Origin of the sequence: Buttiauxella gaviniae ATCC 51604 (assembly GCF_001654835.1) — a bacterium.
In the GTDB taxonomy this organism is placed as follows: Bacteria; Pseudomonadota; Gammaproteobacteria; order Enterobacterales; family Enterobacteriaceae; genus Buttiauxella; species Buttiauxella gaviniae.
In genome coordinates this window covers 97,114-112,270 of sequence record NZ_LXEP01000029.1, presented here as the reverse complement: position 1 = coordinate 112,270, position 15,157 = coordinate 97,114, and the positions used below count along the sequence as shown (strand labels likewise).

14 protein-coding genes are annotated in these 15,157 nt (G+C 50.1%); 3 read left to right on the top strand and 11 right to left on the bottom strand.

Annotation, left to right across the window (positions count from 1 at the left end; translation table 11 throughout):
- Window positions 1-8: 8 nt before the first annotated feature.
- The 3 genes from yajC to queA form a co-directional block, all read right to left on the bottom strand.
- Window positions 9-341: a preprotein translocase subunit YajC gene (gene yajC, locus M977_RS15400; RefSeq protein ID WP_034457929.1), complete on the bottom strand. Its 333-nt coding sequence runs from the start codon at window positions 339-341 to the stop codon at window positions 9-11.
- Between the two features lie 21 nt (window positions 342-362).
- On the bottom strand, window positions 363-1,490 hold the full coding sequence (gene tgt / locus M977_RS15395; protein ID WP_064516584.1) for a tRNA guanosine(34) transglycosylase Tgt: 1,128 nt from the start codon (window positions 1,488-1,490) through the stop codon (window positions 363-365).
- An 80-nt stretch (window positions 1,491-1,570) separates the two neighbouring features.
- Window positions 1,571-2,641, bottom strand: a complete 1,071-nt coding sequence (gene queA / locus M977_RS15390) for a tRNA preQ1(34) S-adenosylmethionine ribosyltransferase-isomerase QueA (protein WP_064516582.1) — start codon at window positions 2,639-2,641, stop codon at window positions 1,571-1,573.
- Window positions 2,642-2,744: 103 nt separating this feature from the next.
- Here queA and acpH point away from each other — a divergent pair, with 103 nt between their 5' ends.
- Both acpH and M977_RS15380 read left to right on the top strand, forming a co-directional pair.
- The gene (gene acpH, locus M977_RS15385) at window positions 2,745-3,326 is read left to right on the top strand and encodes an ACP phosphodiesterase (RefSeq protein ID WP_064516580.1); all 582 of its coding nucleotides are present in this window, start codon (window positions 2,745-2,747) and stop codon (window positions 3,324-3,326) included.
- A gap of 201 nt (window positions 3,327-3,527) precedes the next feature.
- A complete protein-coding gene (locus tag M977_RS15380) occupies window positions 3,528-4,130 on the top strand; it encodes a peroxiredoxin C (protein WP_034457921.1) in 603 nt (200 codons plus the stop codon).
- Window positions 4,131-4,190: 60 nt separating this feature from the next.
- Here M977_RS15380 and M977_RS15375 read toward each other — a convergent pair whose 3' ends face one another.
- The 4 genes from M977_RS15375 to malZ form a co-directional block, all read right to left on the bottom strand.
- A complete protein-coding gene (locus M977_RS15375; RefSeq protein ID WP_064516578.1) occupies window positions 4,191-6,059 on the bottom strand; it encodes an amidohydrolase in 1,869 nt (622 codons plus the stop codon).
- Between the two features lie 23 nt (window positions 6,060-6,082).
- The gene (locus M977_RS15370) at window positions 6,083-6,625 is read right to left on the bottom strand and encodes an antibiotic biosynthesis monooxygenase (RefSeq protein ID WP_064516576.1); all 543 of its coding nucleotides are present in this window, start codon (window positions 6,623-6,625) and stop codon (window positions 6,083-6,085) included.
- A 16-nt stretch (window positions 6,626-6,641) separates the two neighbouring features.
- Window positions 6,642-7,283, bottom strand: coding sequence for a hydrolase (locus M977_RS15365; RefSeq protein ID WP_064516574.1), 642 nt, complete (start codon window positions 7,281-7,283; stop codon window positions 6,642-6,644).
- 175 nt (window positions 7,284-7,458) lie between these two features.
- Window positions 7,459-9,276: a maltodextrin glucosidase gene (malZ, locus tag M977_RS15360; protein ID WP_064516572.1), complete on the bottom strand. Its 1,818-nt coding sequence runs from the start codon at window positions 9,274-9,276 to the stop codon at window positions 7,459-7,461.
- Between the two features lie 172 nt (window positions 9,277-9,448).
- Between malZ and M977_RS15355 the strand changes: the two genes are divergently transcribed.
- A complete protein-coding gene (locus tag M977_RS15355) occupies window positions 9,449-9,742 on the top strand; it encodes a YicS family protein (RefSeq protein WP_064516570.1) in 294 nt (97 codons plus the stop codon).
- A gap of 46 nt (window positions 9,743-9,788) precedes the next feature.
- On the opposite strand, the gene proY is transcribed toward M977_RS15355, so the two are convergent.
- The 4 genes from proY to phoB form a co-directional block, all read right to left on the bottom strand.
- Window positions 9,789-11,171, bottom strand: coding sequence for a proline-specific permease ProY (gene proY / locus M977_RS15350; protein ID WP_064516568.1), 1,383 nt, complete (start codon window positions 11,169-11,171; stop codon window positions 9,789-9,791).
- Between the two features lie 70 nt (window positions 11,172-11,241).
- Window positions 11,242-12,564 carry a branched-chain amino acid transporter carrier protein BrnQ gene (brnQ, locus tag M977_RS15345; protein ID WP_064516566.1) on the bottom strand — a complete coding sequence of 441 codons (1,323 nt, stop codon included), beginning with the start codon at window positions 12,562-12,564 and terminating at the stop codon, window positions 11,242-11,244.
- A 418-nt stretch (window positions 12,565-12,982) separates the two neighbouring features.
- The gene (gene phoR / locus M977_RS15335; RefSeq protein ID WP_064516561.1) at window positions 12,983-14,290 is read right to left on the bottom strand and encodes a phosphate regulon sensor histidine kinase PhoR; all 1,308 of its coding nucleotides are present in this window, start codon (window positions 14,288-14,290) and stop codon (window positions 12,983-12,985) included.
- Between the two features lie 22 nt (window positions 14,291-14,312).
- Window positions 14,313-15,002: a phosphate response regulator transcription factor PhoB gene (gene phoB / locus M977_RS15330; protein ID WP_064516559.1), complete on the bottom strand. Its 690-nt coding sequence runs from the start codon at window positions 15,000-15,002 to the stop codon at window positions 14,313-14,315.
- Window positions 15,003-15,157 lie beyond the last annotated feature (155 nt).

The following is a 15,157-nucleotide window of genomic DNA, read 5'->3' as shown; positions in this document are numbered from 1 at the left end:
AACGAATATTACAGCGCCTTCATAGTGCCTTTCGGCAGAACGGCAGCTACGAAATCACGCTTGATAACCACTTCAGTGGTGTCGTTCAACGCGATAGAGATATAGCCAGTTTCAGCTACTTTCACTACGCGACCAACCAGACCACCAGTAGTCAGTACTTCATCCCCTTTAGAGATGGAGTCCATCAGCTTTTTATGCTCTTTGGTACGTTTTTGCTGTGGGCGCAAGATCATGAAATAGAAGATCAGACCAAATACCACCAGCATAAGAATCAAAGAGTACGGGCTACCCTGCGCCGGAGCACCTGTTGCAGCAACCGCATCAGAAATGATAAAGCTCATTAAAAATCCCTCATTATTAAATTAATCAACATTCAAAGGTGGAACTGGTTTACCGATTCGCTCGTAAAAATCACTCACGAACTGCTCTAATTTACCCTCTTCAATGGCCTTGCGTAAACCTGCCATTAAACGCTGGTAATAGCGCAAGTTATGAATCGTATTGAGGCGTGCACCGAGTATTTCGTTGCAACGGTCAAGATGATACAAGTAGGCACGTGAATAATTGCGACACGTATAGCAATCACACTCAGAATCCAGCGTCGAAGTGTCATCTTTATGCTTCGCATTACGGATTTTCACCACGCCATCAGTAACGAAGAGATGACCATTACGTGCGTTACGGGTTGGCATCACGCAGTCGAACATATCAATACCGCGACGAACACCTTCAACCAAGTCTTCCGGTTTCCCTACGCCCATCAGGTAACGTGGCTTGTCAGCAGGGATTTGCGGGCAAACATGTTCCAGAATACGGTGCATGTCTTCCTTCGGTTCACCTACAGCCAGGCCGCCGACAGCGTAGCCATCAAAGCCAATCTCTACCAGACCTTTTACCGAGATATCTCGTAAATCTTCGTAAACACTGCCCTGAATAATACCGAACAGCGCATTTTTATTCTCAAGAGAATCAAAGCGATCGCGACTACGCTGTGCCCAACGCAGAGACATCTCCATTGAGCGCTTAGCGTAATCCCAGTCAGCTGGATACGGCGTACATTCATCGAAGATCATTACGATATCGGAACCGAGATCGTATTGAATTTCCATAGATTTTTCTGGATCGAGGAAAATTGCATCGCCGTTGATAGGGTTGCGGAAGTGAACACCAGCTTCGGTAATCTTACGGATGTCACCAAGGCTAAAGACCTGGAAACCGCCGGAGTCAGTCAGAATTGGGCCTTTCCACTGCATAAAGTCATGTAAGTCGCCGTGCAACTTCATGATTTCCTGGCCAGGACGCAACCACAGGTGGAAGGTGTTACCCAGAATAATTTGCGCGCCAGTGGCTTCAACTTCTTCCGGCGTCATCCCTTTTACGGTGCCGTAAGTGCCAACAGGCATGAACGCAGGCGTTTCTACAACGCCACGGTCGAACACCAGACGGCCACGACGAGCGCGTCCGTCGGTAGTATCTAATTCAAATTTCACATTTCCTCCAGCATCAGAGAAACAGTCTGATGGTTAAGACAAAACGCCGTCGGAATAACCGGCGGCGTAGAATTTAGTGATTACGCGCCTGGGCGCTCATCAATAGCCTGCGGATTGTACGTGATGAACATGGCATCCCCGTAACTAAAAAAGCGATATTCGGAACTTACGGCTTCTTTATAGGCGTTCATGGTGTTTTTATAACCAGCAAACGCAGAAACCAGCATGATCAGAGTCGATTCCGGCAGGTGGAAATTGGTCACCAGTGCATCAATCACTTTGTATTGATAACCTGGATAGATGAAAATTTGTGTGTCGCCGAAGAAAGGTTCGATAAGGTCATTTTTTGCTGCCTGAGCCGCGCTTTCTAACGAACGGACTGATGTCGTGCCAACCGCGATAACGCGATTACCACGTGCTTTACAGGCTAATACGGCATCAACGACATCTTGAGGCACTTCCGCATATTCGGAATGCATGATGTGGTCTTCGATGCTATCAACGCGCACTGGCTGGAATGTCCCGGCTCCTACGTGCAGCGTGACAAACGCCTGCTCAATACCCTTGCTGCGCAGCGCTTCCAGCAACGGCTCATCAAAGTGCAGACCCGCAGTCGGAGCCGCAACCGCACCTGGTTTCTGGCTATATACCGTCTGGTACAGCTCACGGTCAGATTCTTCATCCGGGCGGTCAATATACGGTGGCAATGGCATATGGCCGATACTGTTTAAAATATCCAGCACGCTGCGGTCGTCTTCAAACTGCACTTCGAACAGCGCATCGTGGCGCGCAACCATAGTGGCATGTACGCTTTCATCATCGCCCAACAACAACTCAGCGCCCGGTTTCGGTGCTTTAGAAGCACGGATATGCGCCAGAATACGTTTGTCATCAAGCATGCGCTCGACCAGCACTTCAATCTTACCGCCGCTCGCTTTACGGCCAAAAAGGCGCGCCGGGATTACGCGGGTATTGTTAAAGACCAGCAAATCTCCAGGGTTGAGCTTGTCGAGCAAATCGGTGAAAGTGCCATGCGTTAAATTACCCGTCGGCCCTTCCAGCGACAGCAAACGACACCCACTACGCTGTGCTTGTGGATAATGAGCAATCAAGGAATCAGGTAATTCAAAGGAAAAATCGGCAACGCGCATGGTTTAGAACTCAAGACTTAAAAAGTGGCGCTACAGTCTAGTGCCAGGGGACTTTCCCTGCAAGGAATAAGCCACCCTTACGCTATTTACGAATAAGGTTATTATGAATTTTCTCGCCCATTTACATCTCGCAAGCCTTGCTGACAGCTCACTCTTGGGTAATTTGCTGGCTGATTTCGTACGTGGCAACCCGGATGAAAGTTTTCCAGGCGATGTGGTGGCTGGCATCCGAATGCACCGCCGTGTGGATGTTCTGACCGATGGTTTACCGGAAGTGGCGATTGCACGTCAATGGTTCCGCCCTGAAACACGCCGAGTCGCACCAATTACGCTGGATGTCATGTGGGATCATTTCGTTTCACGCCATTGGCAAACGCTAAGCCCGGACATCTCGCTCCCAGAGTTTATCTCCGGCGCTCGCGCCAATATTGAACCGTTCTTATCGGATACCCCACCGCGCTTTATCAATCTTAACCAATATCTGTGGCAAGAGCGCTGGATGGAGCGTTATAGCGACATGGCATTTATTGCTAATGTTCTCAATGGCATGGCTAGCCGTAGACCAAAACTTGATGCTTTGCGAGCTTCCTGGCAAGATCTTGATGCTCACTATGATGCACTTGAAGATCTGTTCTGGCAGTTCTACCCACGCATGATGAATCTAGCCGAACAAAAGAATTTGTAAGCGATCCCAGCCTTGCGATTAAATTCTTGCCCTTTTATAAAAAAGGGCTATTTTGGATCGCTGCTGTGCGAATATTCATTTTTTGATAGGTAAATCCTATCTCATTAATTGGCGTAGCATGCTTGAGTTAGAGGGATTGCCGCCCCTATACTCCCCCCCGTTGCGTTAACACTCACTTTAACAAAATTAACAGGAGTACATATGGTCCTGGTTACTCGTCCAGCCCCTGACTTTACAGCTGCAGCCGTTCTCGGTAGTGGCGAAATCGTTGAGAACTTCAACTTCAAAGCACACACCAATGGTAAAACCACCGTTGTGTTCTTCTGGCCAATGGACTTCACTTTCGTTTGTCCGTCTGAACTGATTGCGTTCGACAAGCGTTACGAAGAATTCCAGAAACGTGGCGTAGAAGTCGTTGGTGTATCTTTTGACTCCGAATTCGTTCACAACGCATGGCGTAAAACCCCTGTTGAAAATGGCGGCATCGGCGAAGTGAAATACGCGATGGTTGCTGACATTAAGCGTGAAATTCAGAAAGCTTATGGCATCGAACATCCAGACGCAGGCGTTGCTCTGCGTGGTTCTTTCCTGATCGACAAAAACGGTATCGTGCGTCACCAGGTTGTTAACGACCTGCCGCTGGGCCGTAACGTTGATGAAATGCTGCGTATGGTTGATGCGCTGCAATTCCACGAAGAGCACGGCGAAGTGTGCCCGGCTCAGTGGGAAAAAGGTAAAGAAGGCATGAACGCGTCTCCAGACGGCGTTGCTAAATACCTGAGCGAAAACGTTTCTAGCCTGTAATCGCTAAACGTTTTTGACGATAAAGGCCGCGCAAGCGGCCTTTTTTATTGGCTTGAGTAGTTAAAACGCAAAGCAAGAACATCCCATCACACCCCAGAATGCCCCTTCATCCGCAATCGGGATTGCCGATTTACGCGCAGTGTCATGCTGGTGACCATGCACATTGCAACTACCACAACACTGATGCACCTGCGCCATCATACCCACTTTTGCGGCTTCTGGCGGTGCCGAGCGGTAATGTCCAGGAACAGTGGTAACGGGTGACCATTCAGGCACGACCGGGATTGGCGGCGGTGCTAGCGGCGTAAATGCACCTGCTGCGTAAACCACCTTGCCGTCAACGAATGTCAGCACAGACTCAATCCCTTTAATCTCATCCTCGGTTACTTTGAAGAAATCTTTCGAAAGCACAACTAAATCGGCCAGTTGCCCGGTTTTAATGCGCCCTTTTTTACCTTGTTCACTGGAAAACCACGCGCTGCCTGCCGTCCACAACTCAAGTGCCACATCGCGTGAAAGCCGGTTATTGTCGTCATACATTTGCATGCCGCCAACGGTACGCCCCGATACCAGCCAGTAAAGCGCCGTCCATGGGTTGTAGCTGGCAACTCTTGTCGCATCTGTGCCTAACCCAACAGGCAATTCAGCGGAGAGCATTTTCGCGACAGGTGGCGTCTGCTTAACCGCCTCTGCTCCGTAGCGTGCGGCATAATATTCCCCCTGAAACGCCATACGGTGCTGCACTGCAATCCCGCCGCCCAACGCTTTAACACGCTCGATATTTTTCTCAGTAATCGTTTCTGCATGGTCGAAAAACCAATGCAAACCATTAAATGGGATATCGCGATTCACTTTCTCGAATACATCCAACATGCGGCTGATGGACTCGTTATAGGTCGCGTGCAAACGGAATGGCCAACGATGCTCTACTAAATGGCGTACCACGCGTTCCAGCTCTTGCTCCATGCCTTCAGGCAAATCCGGGCGAGGCTGTAAAAAATCTTCAAAATCAGCGGCGGAAAAGACCAGCATTTCTCCGGCACCATTCGCACGATAAAAATCCGTCCCCTGCCCCGGTTTAAGCATATCGGTCCATTTTTCAAAATCTTCCAGTTCATGCTGCGGGCGCTGGGTAAACAGGTTGTAAGCGATACGCACTGTCATCTGCTTTTGAGCATGCAGCTGGTCGATTATCTGGTAATCCTCCGGGTAGTTCTGGAAACCACCACCAGCATCAATGGCGCTGGTTACACCTAAGCGGTTGAGCTCTCGCATAAACTGACGCGTCGAGTTCACCTGCATATCAAGTGGCAATTTCGGCCCTTTCGCGAGTGTTGAATAGAGGATCATTGCATTCGGTTTGGCGATTAGCATCCCGGTTGGATTACCATTGCGGTCACGCATAATTTCACCTCCCGGCGGGTTGGGCGTCTCTTTGGTGTAGCCCACCGCTCTAAGTGCCGCCTGGTTTAGCAGTGCACGGTCGTAAAGATGCAGCACAAAAACGGGCGTATCCGGTGCCGCTTCGTTGAGTTCTTCAAGCGTCGGCATGCGGCGCTCAGCAAACTGAAACTCCGTCCACCCTCCAACCACACGTACCCACTGCGGCGAAGGGGTGCGCAAAGCCTGCTCTTTTAGCATGCGCAAAGCATCCGCAAGCGAAGGGACACCTTCCCAACGCAGTTCCAGGTTGTAATTAAGCCCGCCACGAATAAGGTGCAAATGTGAGTCATTAAGGCCGGGTATTACCGTATGGCCTTTGAGATCAACTCGCTGTGTTTCCACACTCGCAAAGCTCATTACCCACGACTCATCTCCTACTGCGATAATTTTGCCATCTTTGATTGCCACCGCCTCGGCCAGCGGTGCTTCACTATCAAGGGTATGAAATTGACCGTTAGTGAGAATTAATGAAGCAGATTGCGACATAACCTGTTCTCCTCAGTGGAACGTTATTTTTTCAGCCAGCCTGCAAACAGGCGCGTCATGATTGGCATCCATAGCCACACCACCAACGCCACCACTAACGCGTCATTGATGAGATGTAACAAAAGCGAACCATGCAGCGAAGGGAAAACCATGGCAGTGATACGTGGCACCACATTAGTGCTTGGGAAAATGACGGCCAGCGTTATCAGGAATTGCTTCCACTGTGCCGGACGTTTGATCGTTGGTGTTTCCGGAGTGAACCAAAATGCGTTTTCGGTGCGCACTTCCAGATGATCGTCCTGGCTGAGGATCGGTTTGATCTCATCGACCAACGCTTCACGCTCAGCTGATTTCGTCCAGGTGGTGAGATTTTCCAGCGTATCGAAGCGGATAACGATGTTGTACACATCGTTTCCGGTCGTTGGGCGAATAACGTGCACCCCGAGATGCCCGGGATAGCGTGCCGCCGCAGGCATAATTTTCGCGAGCCAATCTTCGTATCGCGTAGCATGCCCCGGTTTCAGGGCGTGAGTAATAACCAACGTAACCGTATTGTTGTCAGCCATGAACTATTCCTTTGAATCAGGCTTTTCGCTCTGGCGCGCCATGAACCATGGTGTAGGCGTAATCAACCCCTATCCCGTACGCGCCGCTGTGCTCGCGCACCAGATCCATAACCGCGTCGTAAGTGTCACGCCGCGCCCAGTCACGTTGATACTCAAGCAGCACTTGCTGCCAGGTCACCGGAACCGCCCCTGCCTGAACCATGCGGTCAATCGAACGCTCATGCGCATCCACAGAGGTGCCGCCTGAGGTATCGGTCACTACATACACTTCAAAGCCTTCTCCCAGCGCCATTAATGTGGGGAATGTCAGGCAGACTTCCGTCCACAACGCAGAAATCACCAGCTTCTTTCGACCGGTGGCTTTCACCGCTGCAACAAAAGCAGCGTCTTCCCAGGAATTCATTGAGGATCGTTCGATTGGAGTTATTTCAGGATGAACAGCCAGCAGTTCGGGCCAGATGTAGCCACTAAAACTTTTAGTTTCCACTGAAGTAAAAATGGTAGGGACGTTAAAAATCTTGCCTGCTTTTGCGAGCGCTACCGTATTGTTTTTCAATGTTTGTCTGTCAATATTTGCGACACCAAAAGCCATCTGCGGTTGATGATCGATAAAAATCAGAGTTGAGTTAGTCGGGTCGAGAAGTTCATGTATAGACATAAAGTTTCCTTAAATTTCATCTAGATAATTATGGAGGATGCACGCAGTGCTTCCTCCCAATTGGCATGAGATCTGGAAATGTCTAACTTAAGCGGGTCTTAACTGTGGGGGGACGAAGAATAAGAATAGCACCGGTTTTCCCCTTCGCGTGGCAAAAGGGAAACCGGTTACAGAATTACAAGCAATGCCATACGGAAACCGAAACAGCAGGCAGCGCCAGTTGTTGGTTTTCAAACCTGGCTTCTCCTTCAAGCCGAGTCCAGGTTTTGTCGTTTAACAGGGGTTGCCTTGGCAGCGTAACCGCCACATTTTCTCCCCGGTTGATTGCCACCAGCACCCGCTCGCTTTGGTAAACGCGCACGAATACCACTACGTCGCCGTCAGCGTGAATGACCTGGCAACCTCCCTGGCGCAAAGCCCGGCTTTTATGTCGCAACTTTCCAAGGCGTTGGTAAAGCGCCAGCAGATCGAGATCCTGATGATCCGGGTTCCACGGGAATGGCTTACGACTGAACGGATCGTTATTACCATCCAGACCGACTTCATCGCCGTAGTAAACGCAAGGCACACCAGGCCAGCAATACAGCCACACTACCGCCAGCGGTAACCTGTCGACGTCATTACCCAGAATCGACTTGAAACGCGCAGTATCATGGCTATCAAGCTGGTTAAACATCCGCAATTGCTGCTGCTGAGAAAGCCCCGCACGATATTCATCCATCCAGGCCATACATGTTTGTGCGTCGATATGCTGCGGATCGTAGGAAATATCGGTGTTCGCAAGGAATCCCCACAGCGGGAATGTGAAGCCACGGTAGTTCATTGCCGCATCTTCAGTGTCATTCTGTAGCCACTGTCGCGCATCCCCAAAATGCTCGCCCAACACATAAGCATCGGGATTGGTCTCTTTTGCAGCTTTGGTAATGCCCGTGACATGCAGGAAGTTATTCCTCGCCCCACCAGCCTCACCGAGCATATGCACCACATCAAGCCGCCAGCCGTCGATGCCCCACGGCTCACGTAACCAATGGCGCACAATACTATCTTCCCCCTGGTAAACCTCATCGACCAACGAGGAAGACTGATAATCCAGTTTCGGCAAGCTGGAATAGCCAAGCCAGTCGAGCGCATGCCCCTCTTGGTTATAGCTGTAAAAATCACGCCATGGAGATTGTGGATTGTGGCTCGCCCCCTCTCCATGAGTTTGCTGCCTGTCAAACCACTGATGCGTATCACCACTGTGGTTAAACACGCCGTCCAGCATCAGGCGCATGCCGTATTTCTGAGTATTTTTACGCAGGCGCAAAAAGGCGTGATCGCCGCCGAACTGCACGTCTACGTGACGATAATCCTGAGTATCGTATTTATGTACGCTCGGCGCGGTGAAGATAGGATTGAGATACAGCGCGGTGACACCCAGCTTTTTCAGGTACGACAGGTTTTCGCTAATCCCATCCAGATCGCCGCCATAAAATGTCGATCCGCCGGCATCTCCACTGAGCGGTTCATCCCAATTGCGCAAAATGATGTCGCGTTTTGCCGCATGGTGATAATAAACCTGATCCTGCTCTGGCGTGCGTTGCTCACTACGCGCAAAACGATCGGGGAAAATTTGATAGAAGATCTGATCCTGTACCCATTGCGGGCCGTCATCCGGAAGATCGATCGCAAACTGCTCAAGTCTTGCAGGCGGAATTGATCTCAAACCTTGCGGTGTTAGCCAGCGCTGTTTATCCAACCACAGCAGCTTGAAGCTGTAGCGTCGGCGCGGCTGCCCTTCGGTTAGATCAATCACACCGCGCCATGCCACCACACCTTCTTCCGGAGCCACTTTTTGGCGCGTCATCTGTATTGAGGTTTCTTCATTATCCTTTTCGTAACGCAGAACTACACGTTGCGGTAAATCATCGCCAGAAACCCACAATGTGATGTACAACTTGTCTTTACGTGTTTGTATGAAAGGGGGCACCGGAAGGTGCCATGCATTCAACATAATCGTATCCCCAGAAAATTTATTGCCGCCACCTTGCCACAGCGTAGCTGGCTATCACTCATCGTTGCTATTTTTATTGGGGGATGAAAGCGGGGGATGAGAAATTGAGCCGTTTGCTTAATAAGTTAGCGCTACCTATAGTGAGAATATTCTCACCGTTCAGGAGACCGTTATGTCTATCGTCCGAAATATTACTCTGCTTCTTTGTGTGGTCTGGTCTGCCAATTCTCTGGCAAATTCGGCTTACGAATCTCTGCAGTTTGGCAAATATAAACAACAAATTATCAGCGACTTAAAGAAGGCTTGCCACCCGCAGAAGAAAACATCTGATGAGGTCTGGGCGAATAAAATCCTCTCTAATGAGGATAATAAAACCTATATCCGTGATGCGAGGATTGCTCTTGAGCGCAATAACGAGAAAAACTACTGGGATGCGATAAGCAAAGTGGAATGCCCGGAGATGTAAGCAGCAAGGTGGATTTCGCTTACGCTAGTCCACCTGACAACGGTGATTAAACTTCGTTGCTGCTTTCGCTTGCGGCGAGTATCTGGCGGCGTTTGAATAGCCAACCGATCAACAGCAAAACTATCCACACACAGCCAACATACAGCGAAATGCGGGTGTCCGGGTGCCAGCCGATAAGCGCGATAATAAACACCAGGAACACTAGCCCGACTGCTGTGGTCGCAACGCCACCCGGAACCTGGAATTTCAGCGCCTTTGTTTGTTCTGGTGAAAGTTTGCGACGGAAAGCGATCTGCGACAGCAAAATCATTATCCATACCCACACGGTGGCAAATGTTGCCAACGACGCAATCACCAGGAAGACGTTTTCCGGAATCAGATAGTTGAGCACTACCGCCAGTAGCAGCGCACAGCACATCACTAATACGGTGACCCACGGAATACCGTTACGTGAGGTTTTGGCGAACACTTTCGGCGCACTACCCTGCTCTGCCATACCATGCAGCATACGGCCTACACCAAATACGTCACTGTTAATGGCAGAAAGCGAGGCTGTGATAACAACAAAGTTCAGAATGCCTGCCGCAGCCGTTATCCCCATATGCTGGAACGTCAACACGAACGGGCTACCTTCCGTCCCTACCTGGTTCCACGGGTAAATCGACATGATGACAAACAGCGTGCCCACATAGAACACCAGAATACGTAAAGGAACAGAGTTGATCGCACGTGGAATCGACTGCTGCGGGTCTTTCGCTTCACCGGCAGTAATGCCAATGATTTCAATACCGCCGTAAGCAAACATCACCATCTGCAACGACATAATCATGCCTATCCAGCCATTGCTGAAGAAGCCGCCATTGCTCCATAAGTTATGAATACCTGTTGGCTTGCCGCCGTTACCAATACCCCATACGATGATGCCAATGCCGGCAGCAATCATGATAATGATGGTGGCAACCTTGAAGAATGAGAACCAGAACTCCAGCTCGCCGAACACCTTCACGCTCATCAGGTTAATGGCACAAATAATCAGCACCACACTCAATACCCAGACCCAATGGGGCACTGCGGGGAACCAGAGCCCCATATAGATACCGAAGGCGGTAACATCTGCAATCGCCACAATCAGGATCTCAAAACAGTAGGTCCAGCCAGTGATATATCCGGCTAATGGGCCAAGGTTGTCTTGCGCATAACGGGAGAATGAACTGGCTGAAGGGTTATGAACCGACATCTCGCCGAGTGCACGCATAATGATATATGCCGCCACCCCGCCAATGATGTAAGCCAGCAATACACTTGGGCCAGCCATTTTAATTGCGTCTGCCGAGCCATAAAACAGCCCGGTGCCAATTGCCGAACCCAACGCCATAAAGCGTATGTGCCGGGTACTCAAGCCGCGCTTGAGTTTATTAGCGTTTTCCATTGATTCCATACCTGCTTAACAATAAAAAAACCACGGAGCTAAGCCCCGTGGTTGAACATAATTTTAATTTTTAGTGGGCGGCGGATGCCACCTGTCGCCCTGCGGCGCGGTCCCAAATGATGGCAATAACCACCATGATGACCGTTGGTGCTAGCCATGCCAACCCTTGATCAGCAAGCGGCAAACGCGCCGTCCACGCTGGTAAAATATCACTGATTGCCGAAGCTTTAATCCCATCAAGGATACCGAACAAGGTACTGATGAGCATCGCCGGAGCGATAACGCGAGTTGAATTATGCCACCACGGACGGGTGAAACTCAGTACCACCAGCGCAATACACGGTGGATAAATTGCCGTCAGCACTGGAATCGAAATCTGAATCAAATGGCTCAGGCCGAGGTTAGAAACCACCATCGAGAACAGGCCAAGGATAAACACCAGCGAGCGGTAAGACAGCGGCAGATACTGGCTGAAGAACTCAGCACACGCACAAGTCAGGCCAATCGCCGTTACCATGCACGCGAGGAAAATCAGCGCGGCAAGGAAGAAGCTACCGGCACCACCGAAGGTATGAGCAACATACGCATGCAGAATTGCGGCACCGTTCGCGTTTTGATCGCTAACCAGCGATGCGCTGTCAGAACCCAGGCGGAACAGTGCTAAGTAAATAAGCGTTAAGCCGATACCTGCAATCAGGCCAGCCCAGATGGTATAGCGCGTCAGTAAGCGAGATTCAGTAACGCCACGTGAACGCGCTGCGTTAACAATGACAATCCCAAAGACCAAAGATGCCAGCGTATCCATGGTCAGATAACCATTGACGAAGCCGTTAGAAAACGCCGCATGTTGGTACGCTTCAGTCGCGGTGCTGATACCACCAGCAGGCCACAGAATCGCACCGACTGACAACGCTAACAGCGCGACAATTTTTACCGGAGCCAGCACATGACCAACGGTATCCAACAATTTGCCCGGATACAAAGAGATGGCCATAACAATGGCAAAATAAACCAGGCTGTAGATAAACAGAGCAAGTTCACTGCTGCCAACCAGCGGCGCAATCCCCACTTCGAAGGAGACAGTCGCTGTACGAGGTGTCGCAAACAGTGGTCCAACGGCCAGATAACAAACGGTGGCCAACAGCACACCGGCACGGCGGCCGATTGGCGAGCTCAGGCTATCAATACCACCACCAACACGAGCGATAGCGACAATAGTCAGAACGGGCAGGCCAACTGCGGTGACCAGGAAGCCAAGGGAGGCAATCCAGACATGCTCACCAGCCTGTAAACCCACCATTGGCGGGAAAATGATATTGCCTGCTCCGACAAACAGCGCAAAGGTCATAAAGCCCAGGGCGAGGATGTCTCGAGATTTCAAATGATGAGTCATAAAATTTATACAGCCTGTGGATGTGTGGTGTTGAAAGTTTTGAAAATATTCAAATTTTTATACGGGTTAACTCGGCATAAAAGCGGCAATTGGTAGTTACGACAGCGGAAAATCCTTTCCGGGATCGGTGGAGAAGAATAGTTGTTTGAATTACCACTCAAATCCAGTCGGTCTACCAATTACAGGGGCGCAATTAAAACGCTTATAGCGTTTGAAGGCAAGAAGGGATCCAAAAACCAGATTGATATCCTTAAATTAGCCAGAAAGCTAGAGGATAAGTTTATCCATCAGAAAATATCATGGTCGTTTGTGCGGTCAAATTATAACCGATCGAGGATTATTGATTTACATCTGAGCAAAAAAAACACAGGCCAGAAGACTGGCCTGTGGAAAGTTTTTTTGACACAGCCAGAGCAAGCTACTCTGGCTGAACCACTTTTTCGTTAACGATAAGACGCTCAGGCAGTACAAAGGAAAAGGTCGTTCCTTTACCCGGCTGGCTTTCAATATGAAGACGCGCATCATGATGGCTCAAGGCATGTTTCACTATCGCAAGCCCCAGCCCGCTGCCACCGGTTTGCCGTGAACGCGCTTTATCCACGCGGTAGAAACGCTCGGTCAGGCGTGGAATGTGTTCGGCTGAAATGCCCGGTCCCGTGTCCGCAACGCTAAAGCACGCCCCACCCGCAGCCCGTTTCCAGCTCACAGTAATATGTGTGCCATCTGGCGTATGGTTTACGGCGTTATAAACGAGGTTTGAAATCGCACTGCGCAATTGTTCTTCATTACCAAACACTTTTAAAGCCGGATCAATATCAAACTGTAACGTCTGTCTTTGCTGGCTGAGAGTTTGCGCTTCGCGCTCCACCACACGCAACATCAGTGGCACATCAATCTTTTCATTGAGCACCATCGCGGGTGCAGCTTCAATTTTTGACAACGTGAGAAGCTGCTTAACCAGCCCTTCCATACGCGAGGTTTGTTCGCGCATCGTGCCCAGCGCTTTCTCGCGCAGCGGGCCTTCAAGGGTTTGATCCTGCATCATCTCCAGATAACCTTGCAGCACCGTTAACGGTGTACGCAGTTCATGGCTGACGTTGGCAAAGAAGTTGCGACGCGCCCCTTCAAGCTGGTGCATCTGAGTCACATCACGCGCCACCAGCAGCCACTGTTCGTCGCTATAAGGCATTACGCGAAATTCCAGATGGCGGCCATTATTGAGTACCAGTGTCAGCGGGCGAGCAAAATCTTTCTGCGACAAATAGCGGGTAAATTCAGGGTAACGCAGCAAGTTAAGGATGTTCTGCCCGTTATCATCCGGCCAGCGCAGTCCCAATAATTGTTGAGCAAGTCCATTACACCAAAAAATCGTCCCTTCTTCGGTGGTCAGTACGACCGCATCGGGCAATGATTCTGCACCGCTACGAAAGCGCTTAATCAAATTGCCTAATTCTTTTCGGCGCTTTTTATTACGCAGTTGCATCTGATGCAGGCCGTACAACAGCGGGTCCCAACTCCCCCGCCCCGGCGGAGGCGTCATGCTGCGATCAACCCACAACCACCACGACAGACGCAGCAGATTCCAGAAATGCCAAACCAGCAGCCCAGTGACTGCCAGTAATAAAAACCAAGGTAAATGGCCAAAAATAAGGCCTAAAATGACGGCCGGTATACAACAGAGCACCAGCTCCAGTACCAGCCTTTTCCATGACAACCGTTCCAGCACGCGTCACTCTCCTGATAAGGAATTAAAAGCGGGTTGAGAACCGATAACCCGTACCGCGTACTGTTTGTACCATTCTGTCATGTCCACTATGTTCGAGCGCTTTGCGTAACCGACGAATATGTACGTCAACCGTTCGGTCTTCGACATAAACATTGGTGCCCCATACATGATTGAGCAATTGTTCACGGCTATACACCCGCTCCGGGTGTGTCATAAAGAAGTGCAGTAGCTTAAATTCTGTTGGCCCCATATCCAATGGGTTTTCCCCGGTCATCACGCGATGCGACGACGGGTCTAGAATCAGCCCCTGCATATCGATCACTTCTTCTACCGCCATCGGAGAGATACGGCGCATCACAGCTTTAATACGCGCCACCAATTCTTTCGGAGAAAACGGCTTAGTAATATAGTCATCGGCCCCGACTTCGAGACCTCGCACACGGTCTTCCTCTTCCCCACGCGCAGTCAGCATCATCACCGGTATATCACGCGTCATAGCTTCACGTTTCAGGTGCTTAATAAACTGAATACCGGAGCCGCCTGGCAGCATCCAGTCCAGCAGAATCAGATCGGGGAAAGGTTCGATAAGTAAGTTCACTGCACTGTCATAATCTTCCGCTTCAACTGGCTGAAAACCGTTTTGCTCAAGCACAAAACTGACCATCTCGCGGATTGGAGCTTCATCTTCTACGACCAGAATGCGTTTCGCCATGATTTGTCTTGTCCAGGGAATAATTATTGTTGTTTCAATGCGGTGCCATTATGCGTCAGATTTATGACAGATTTATGAAAAAAAATGACTGTTCAGCAACCCATCAATTTCATTTATGACACAGAGACATATGCCGTTTTCGCCTTGCCCCTGCA

What these genes read in the sequence shown, in the direction of transcription:
- yajC (WP_034457929.1), bottom strand. Translation starts at nt 341, where the DNA reads ATGAGCTTTATCATTTCTGATGCGGTTGCTGCAACAGGTGCTCCGGCG.
- queA (WP_064516582.1), bottom strand. Translation starts at nt 2,641, where the DNA reads ATGCGCGTTGCCGATTTTTCCTTTGAATTACCTGATTCCTTGATTGCT.
- acpH (WP_064516580.1), top strand. Translation starts at nt 2,745, where the DNA reads ATGAATTTTCTCGCCCATTTACATCTCGCAAGCCTTGCTGACAGCTCA.
- M977_RS15380 (WP_034457921.1), top strand. Translation starts at nt 3,528, where the DNA reads ATGGTCCTGGTTACTCGTCCAGCCCCTGACTTTACAGCTGCAGCCGTT.
- M977_RS15375 (WP_064516578.1), bottom strand. Translation starts at nt 6,059, where the DNA reads ATGTCGCAATCTGCTTCATTAATTCTCACTAACGGTCAATTTCATACC.
- M977_RS15370 (WP_064516576.1), bottom strand. Translation starts at nt 6,625, where the DNA reads ATGGCTGACAACAATACGGTTACGTTGGTTATTACTCACGCCCTGAAA.
- M977_RS15365 (WP_064516574.1), bottom strand. Translation starts at nt 7,283, where the DNA reads ATGTCTATACATGAACTTCTCGACCCGACTAACTCAACTCTGATTTTT.
- malZ (WP_064516572.1), bottom strand. Translation starts at nt 9,276, where the DNA reads ATGTTGAATGCATGGCACCTTCCGGTGCCCCCTTTCATACAAACACGT.
- M977_RS15355 (WP_064516570.1), top strand. Translation starts at nt 9,449, where the DNA reads ATGTCTATCGTCCGAAATATTACTCTGCTTCTTTGTGTGGTCTGGTCT.
- proY (WP_064516568.1), bottom strand. Translation starts at nt 11,171, where the DNA reads ATGGAAAACGCTAATAAACTCAAGCGCGGCTTGAGTACCCGGCACATA.
- brnQ (WP_064516566.1), bottom strand. Translation starts at nt 12,564, where the DNA reads ATGACTCATCATTTGAAATCTCGAGACATCCTCGCCCTGGGCTTTATG.
- phoB (WP_064516559.1), bottom strand. Translation starts at nt 15,002, where the DNA reads ATGGCGAAACGCATTCTGGTCGTAGAAGATGAAGCTCCAATCCGCGAG.